Genomic DNA, 6616 nt, shown 5'->3' on the forward strand with positions numbered 1-6616 from the left:
CCACCCCATGGACTTCTCACGCTTCTTCATCGACCGGCCGATCTTCGCCGCGGTGCTGTCGATCGTCATCTTCCTGTGCGGCGCCATCGCCATCCCGATCCTGCCGGTGAGCGAATACCCGGACGTGGTCCCGCCCAGCGTGCTGGTGCGCACCGTGTATCCGGGCGCCAATCCGAAGGTGATCGCCGAAACCGTGGCGACGCCGCTGGAGGAGGCGGTCAACGGCGTCGAGGACATGATGTACGTCAAGTCGCTCGCCGGTTCCGACGGCGTGCTGCAGATGATCGTCACCTTCCGCCCCGGGACCGATCCCGACGACGCCACGGTCAAGGTGCAGAACCGCGTCGCCCAGGCGCAGGCGCGCCTGCCCGAGGACGTGCGCCGGCAGGGCATCACCGTGCAGAAGCAGTCGCCGGTGTTCCTGATGGTGGTGCACCTGACCTCCGAGGACGGCCGCTACGATTCGCTGTACCTGCGCAACTACATGCGCCTGCACGTGCGCGACCGCCTGGCGCGGATCGAGGGCGTCGGCGACGCGCAGCTGTTCGGCGGCGGCGACTACGCGATGCGGATCTGGCTCGATCCCGACCGCGTCGCCGCGCGCGACATGACCGCCAGCGACGTCCTGCGCGCGATCCGCGAGCAGAACGTGCAGGTGTCCGCCGGCCAGCTCGGCGCCGAGCCCATGCCCGGCGGCAGCGACTTCCTGCTGCCGATCAACGCCAAGGGCCGGCTCGAGAGCGTGGAGGAGTTCGAGAACATCGTGCTCAAGAGCGGCGCGGACGGCGAGATCGTGCGCCTGGCCGACGTCGCCCGCGTCGAGCTGGCCGCCGGCGACTACACCCTGCGCGCGCGCCTGGACGGCAAGAACGCCGCGGCCATCGGCATCTTCCAGGCGCCCGGCGCCAATGCGCTGGAGATCCGCGACGCGGTGGTCGCCACCATGGACGAGATCCGGCCGAGCCTGCCGCCGGGCGTGGAGATCCAGTCGGTCTACGACACCACGATCTTCGTGCGCGACTCGATCCAGTCGGTGGTCAGCACCCTGCTCGAGGCGGTGCTGCTGGTGGTGCTGGTGGTGATCCTGTTCCTGCAGACCTGGCGCGCCTCGATCATCCCGCTGCTGGCGGTGCCGGTCTCCATCGTCGGCGCCTTCGGGGTGCTCCATCTGCTCGGTTTCTCGATCAACACCCTGACCCTGTTCGGCCTGGTGCTGGCGATCGGCATCGTGGTCGACGATGCGATCGTGGTGGTCGAGAACGTCGAGCGCCACATCGAGAGCGGGGCGGCACCGCTGGAGGCCGCGCACGCGGCGATGCGCGAGGTGTCCGGGCCGATCATCGCGATCACCCTGGTGCTGTGCGCGGTGTTCGTGCCGATGGCGTTCCTGGACGGGGTGACCGGCGAGTTCTACAAGCAGTTCGCGGTGGCCATCGCGATCTCGGTGGCCATCTCCGGCATCAACTCGCTGACCCTGTCGCCGGCCCTGGCCGCGCGCCTGCTGCGTCCGCACGATGCACCCAAGGACCGCCTGACCCGCGGCATCGACCGCGCCTTCGGCTGGCTGTTCCGCCCGTTCAACCGCCTGTTCAACCGCAGCTCGGACCGCTACCAGCACACCATCGGCCGCGTGCTCGGCCGCCGTGGCGCGGTGTTCCTGGTGTATGCCGGCCTGCTGCTGGCCACCGGCACCATGTTCGGCACGGTGCCGGCGGGCTTCATCCCGGTGCAGGACAAGCAGTATCTGCTGGCCGGGGTGAAGATGCCCGAGGGCGCGTCCATCGCCCGCACCGACGCGACGCTGAAGAAGATGGCCGCGCTCGCCCTGGAGGTCGACGGCGTCGCCAGCGAGATCGCCTTCCCGGGCCTCAACCCGCTGCAGTTCACCAATACGCCCAACAACGGCGTGGTGTTCTTCACCCTGGATCCCTTCTCCGAGCGCAGTCGCAGCGCGGAGGAGATCGTCGCCGAGGTCAACCAGAAGTTCGCCGGCATCCAGGAGGGCTTCACCTTCGCCTTCATGCCGCCGCCGATCCAGGGCCTGGGCAACGGTTCGGGCTGGTCGCTGTTCGTCGAGGACCGCACCCGGCTGGGCTACGGCGAGCTGCAGAACGCGGTGCAGGCCTTCCAGGGCGCGGCCTCGCAGACGCCGGGCCTGGGCTTCCCGATCAGCAGCTACCAGGCCAACGTGCCCCAGCTCGAGGCCGCGGTCGACCGGGTCAAGGCCAAGGCGCAGGGCGTGCCGCTGACCGAACTGTTCGACACCCTGCAGACCTACCTGGGCTCGGCCTACGTCAACGACTTCAACATGTTCGGCCGCACCTGGCAGGTGATCGCCCAGGCCGACGCCCGCTTCCGCGCCGACGTGCAGGACATCGGCCGCCTGCGCACCCGCAACGACCAGGGCGAGATGGTGCCGATCGGCTCGGTCGTCGACATCCGCCAGACCTACGGGCCGGACCCGGTGATCCGCTTCAACGGCTATCCCGCCGCCGACCTGCTGGGCGAGGCCGACCCGCGGGTGCTGTCCTCGGGCGAGGCCATGGCCAAGGTCGAGGAGCTCGCCGCGCAGGTCCTGCCGCCCGGCATGGGCATCGACTGGAGCGACCTCAGCTACCAGCAGGCCAACCAGAGCGGCGCGGCCTTCATCGTGTTCCCGCTGGCGGTGCTGCTCGCCTTCCTGGTGCTGGCGGCGCTGTACGAGAGCTGGACCCTGCCGCTGGCGGTGATCCTGATCGTGCCGATGTGCCTGCTGGCGGCGCTGCTGGGCGTGTGGATGACCGGCGGCGACAACAACGTGTTCGTGCAGGTCGGCCTGGTGGTGCTGATGGGCCTGGCGTGCAAGAACGCGATCCTGATCGTCGAGTTCGCCCGCGAGCTGGAGCACCAGGGGCGCAGCATCGTCGAGGCGGCGCTGGAGGCCTGCCGCCTGCGCCTGCGCCCGATCGTGATGACCTCCATCGCGTTCTGCGCCGGCGTGGTGCCGCTGATGCTCTCCCATGGCGCCGGCAGCGAAGTCCGCGCGGCGACCGGCGTCACCGTCTTCGCCGGCATGGTCGGCGTGACCCTGTTCGGCCTGTTCCTCACCCCCGTGTTCTACGTCGCCCTGCGCACGCTGGCCGAGCGCGGCGCCCGGCGCCGGGGACCGGAATCCGCCGCGGCCGCTCCGGCCCATTCCTGACCCACATCCCAGAACGACAAGGACAACACCATGAACGGCAACAGCAACACGGGGAAGATCGCGCTGGTCACCGGCGCCACCCGCGGCATCGGACTGCACACGGTGCGCCAGCTCGCGGAGCAGGGCGTGCACGTGCTCCTCGCCGGCCGCGACCGCGACCGCGCGGATGCCGCCGCCCGCGAGCTGCGCGGCGAGGGCCTGTCGGTGGAGCCGATCGCGCTCGACGTCACCGACGGCGCCAGCATCGAGGCCGCCGCGCGCGAGGTCGATGCCCGCCACGGCCGGCTCGACATCCTCGTCAACAACGCCGGGATCATCCTCGACGACGGCAGCCTGCCGCCCTCGCAGCAGAGCCTGGACACCTGGCGGCGCACCTTCGACACCAACCTGTTCGGCCTGGTGGCGGTGACGCAGGCCTTCCTGCCGCTGCTGCGCGAGGCGGCGAGCGGGCGCATCGTCAACGTCTCCAGCATCCTCGGTTCGCTGACCCTGCACGGCCAGCCCGGCTCGCCGGTCTACGACTTCAAGGTGCCGGCCTACAACGTCTCCAAGAGCGCGGTGAACGCGTGGACCGTGCAGCTGGCCTGGGAGCTGCGCGATACGCCGATCAAGGTCAACACCGTCCACCCCGGTTACGTCAGGACCGACATGAACAACAGCGGCGGCGAGCAGCGCGGCGAGATCGAAGCGGACGAAGGCGCCAGGACCAGTGTGCAGATGGCGCTGATCGACGCCGACGGCCCCACCGGCAGCTTCACCTACCTTGGAGAGACGCTGCCATGGTGATGCGCATGCGCCCCCTGGTGCCGGCGGCGCTGGTGCTGGCGCTGGCCGGCTGCATCAGCGTCGGCCCCGACTACCAGGCGCCCGAGCCGGCGCCGGTCGCGCTGCCGAGCGCCGACGCCGCCGCCTTCAGCGGCACGGTGCCGGTCGCGGCGTGGTGGCGGCAGTTCGACGATCCCGTGCTGGACGCGCTGATGGACCGCGCGATGCTCGCCAACCTCGACGTGCGCGTGGCCGTCGCGCGGGTGGACGCGGCACGGGCCGTGTTCTCCGAGCAGCGGCTCGACCTCGCGCCGCACGTGCCCGCCGTCGCCGCCGCCAGCCGCTCCAATGCGCCGGTGTTCCCCGGCCAGCCGCGCGTGATCCAGGAGCAGGTGAGCTTCGGCTTCGACGCGCGCTGGGAGATCGACCTGTTCGGGCGCATCCGCCGCTCGATCGAGGCGGCCGACGCCGACCTCGGCGCCGAGCGGGCGGGGCTGGAGGACGTGCGGGTGAGCATCGCCGCCGAGGTCGCGGGCAACTACTTCGCGCTGCGCGGCCTGCAGCGGCGGATCGAGGTCGCCGAGGACACCCTCGACACCCTCCGCGACACCCAGCGCCTGACCGAGGTGCGCGCCGAGTACGGCGCCGAGAGCGAGCAGGCGGTGCAGAGCAGCCTCGCCCGGCTGCGCGAGATCGAGGCCAGCGTGCCGGCGCTGCAGTCGCAGGCCGCGGTCGCGCGCAACCGGCTCGCGGTGCTGCTCGGGCAGGCGCCGGGAAGCCTCGACGACCTGCTCGCGCCGCGCCCGCTCGCGCCCTTCGTGCGGCCGCTGCCGATCGGCGACACCCGCGACCTGCTGCGCCAGCGCCCGGACGTGCGCGCGGCCGAGCGCCGGCTGGCGGCGGCCACCGCGCGTGTCGGCGTGGCCACCGCCGACCTGTTCCCGAGGGTCAGCCTGACCGGCTTCCTCGGGTTCCTGTCCGGCAGCGCCGGCGACCTGTTCGAGAGCGACTCGGAGACCTGGTCGATCGAGCCCTCGGTGAGCTGGGCCGCCTTCGACCTCGGCAGCGTGCGTGCGCGGCTGCGCGCGACCGAAGCCGATGCAGACGCCGCGCTCGCCCGCTACGAGCAGGCGGTGCTGGTCGCACTCGAGGACACCGAGGACGCACTGCAGGCCCAGGCCCGACGCCAGGAGCAGCTCGAGAGCGTGGTCGGCCAGGCCGAGGCGGCGCGTCGCGCGGCCGAGGTGGCGGAGCTGCTGTACCGCGAGGGTGCGGCCGATTTCCTGGTCCTGCTCGACGCCCAGCGCCAGCAGCTCGCCGCCGCCGATGCCCTTGCGCGGGTCGAGAGCGATGTCAATGTCGGCGCGGTGGAGGTGTACCGGGCCCTGGGTGGGATCGGTCGCGAGCCCGCCTTCCCCTGACGCATCGTCCGGTCCGGGGGCCGTGCCCGCGCAGGGCGGCGGGGAAGGCGGGTCCGCCACCGCCGCGGCGATGCGGCGGAATCCGCGAACGTCGTCCCGCGCCGGCGGGCCGTGCGGTTCCGCAGCATCGGTGCGGAAGGCCCCCGGCGGCGCCGGCCCCGTCCGGCGCGCCGCGCAGGTGCGCGCAGGCGCTTCAGGCCTGCGTCGGCCGCACCAGCCTGAACATGCTGTCCGGTCCGATCTCGGCGTAGTCGGCGCGGCCGCCGGCGCGCAGGATCGGGCGCGCCGCGGCGGTCTGGTAGATGCCGTCGACCAGGTGGCGGCGGTCGATGTGCACCGCCACGACCTCGCCCAGCACCAGCCAGCTGTCGGTCTCGCGGCCGTCGGCGGCGGCCATGCGCACGATCTGCGTCAGGCGGCATTCCAGCGACGCCGGGCTGTCGGCCACGCGTGGCGCGCGTACCAGGCGCGAAGGCGCGGCGGCGAGGCCGGCCTCGACGAATTCGTCGACGTCCGGCGGCAGCGGCGCCGCGGTGGCGTTCATCCGCGCGGCGAGCTCGGCGGTGGCGACGTTGTAGACGAACTCGCCGGTCGCCTCGGCATTGCGCACGCTGTCCTTCCAGCCGGAGCTGGAGAAGCCGACGATCGGCGGCGTGTCGCTCAGCGCGTTGAAGAAGCTGTAGGGCGCGAGGTTGGGCACCCCGTCGGCGGAGACGGTCGAGATCCAGCCGATCGGCCGCGGCGCGACGATCGCCTTGAACGGGTTGTGCGGCAGGCCGTGGCCGTCGGCCACGCGGTAGAAGTGGGTGTCGCTCACGACGCAGTCCCGGTTGGCAGCCGCCGAGTCTCGCACGCCGCTCCCGCTCGAGCGCGTGATCGGTCTCGACGTGGGGCGATGGTGGTGATGCGGGGGGTGAACGTCGGGAATCGGGAATCGGGACCAGGGGGGCGCCGCGGTTCCGGCATCGGCCCCCGTAGGAGCGGCTTCAGCCGCGACCCATGGTGCGATGGCCTGTGTGTCTGTGGGAGGCGTTTCCCGCGGGAGGGGCTTGCTGTGGGAGGGGCTTCAGCCCCGACGCGCTCACTGATGGAAGCACCGCTCGTCGCGGCTCAAGCCGCCCGGTAGATACCGTCTTGCCTCCTACCTGGCAACGGCTCTTGCAGGATCGAATGGCTGACCTGACTTGAGCACGCCGTAGACGATGCGCAGCAGCCTGCGCATGGCGGCGCAGATGATCTGCTTGGCGCA

Annotated in this window: 4 protein-coding genes; 3 read left to right on the top strand and 1 reads right to left on the bottom strand. The window is 71.6% G+C overall.

The features are described 5' to 3' along the window. Positions 1–7 precede the first annotated feature (7 nt). From KB893_RS04690 to KB893_RS04700, 3 genes are read left to right on the top strand one after another with little or no spacing between them, the layout of a single operon-like run. Complete coding sequence (locus KB893_RS04690; protein WP_211925253.1) at positions 8–3181, top strand: efflux RND transporter permease subunit; 3174 nt, start codon at positions 8–10, stop codon at positions 3179–3181. A gap of 30 nt (positions 3182–3211) precedes the next feature. After that, a complete protein-coding gene (locus KB893_RS04695; protein WP_211925254.1) occupies positions 3212–3967 on the top strand; it encodes an SDR family oxidoreductase in 756 nt (251 codons plus the stop codon). Further along, positions 3967–5367: an efflux transporter outer membrane subunit gene (locus KB893_RS04700; protein WP_213173490.1), complete on the top strand. Its 1401-nt coding sequence runs from the start codon at positions 3967–3969 to the stop codon at positions 5365–5367. The genes KB893_RS04695 and KB893_RS04700 overlap by 1 nt, the downstream gene beginning before the upstream one ends. 193 nt (positions 5368–5560) lie before the next feature. Here KB893_RS04700 and KB893_RS04705 read toward each other — a convergent pair whose 3' ends face one another. Further along, a complete protein-coding gene (locus KB893_RS04705) occupies positions 5561–6184 on the bottom strand; it encodes a flavin reductase family protein (protein WP_211925255.1) in 624 nt (207 codons plus the stop codon). Positions 6185–6616: the final 432 nt, after the last annotated feature.

The organism is Coralloluteibacterium stylophorae (assembly GCF_018122625.2).
GTDB classification, from domain to species: Bacteria; Pseudomonadota; Gammaproteobacteria; order Xanthomonadales; family Xanthomonadaceae; genus Coralloluteibacterium; species Coralloluteibacterium stylophorae.

Bases quoted from the DNA above. Each gene is read 5' to 3' on its own strand.
- KB893_RS04695 (WP_211925254.1), top strand. From the start codon at position 3,212: ATGAACGGCAACAGCAACACGGGGAAGATCGCGCTGGTCACCGGCGCC.
- KB893_RS04700 (WP_213173490.1), top strand. From the start codon at position 3,967: ATGCGCATGCGCCCCCTGGTGCCGGCGGCGCTGGTGCTGGCGCTGGCC.
- KB893_RS04690 (WP_211925253.1), top strand. From the start codon at position 8: ATGGACTTCTCACGCTTCTTCATCGACCGGCCGATCTTCGCCGCGGTG.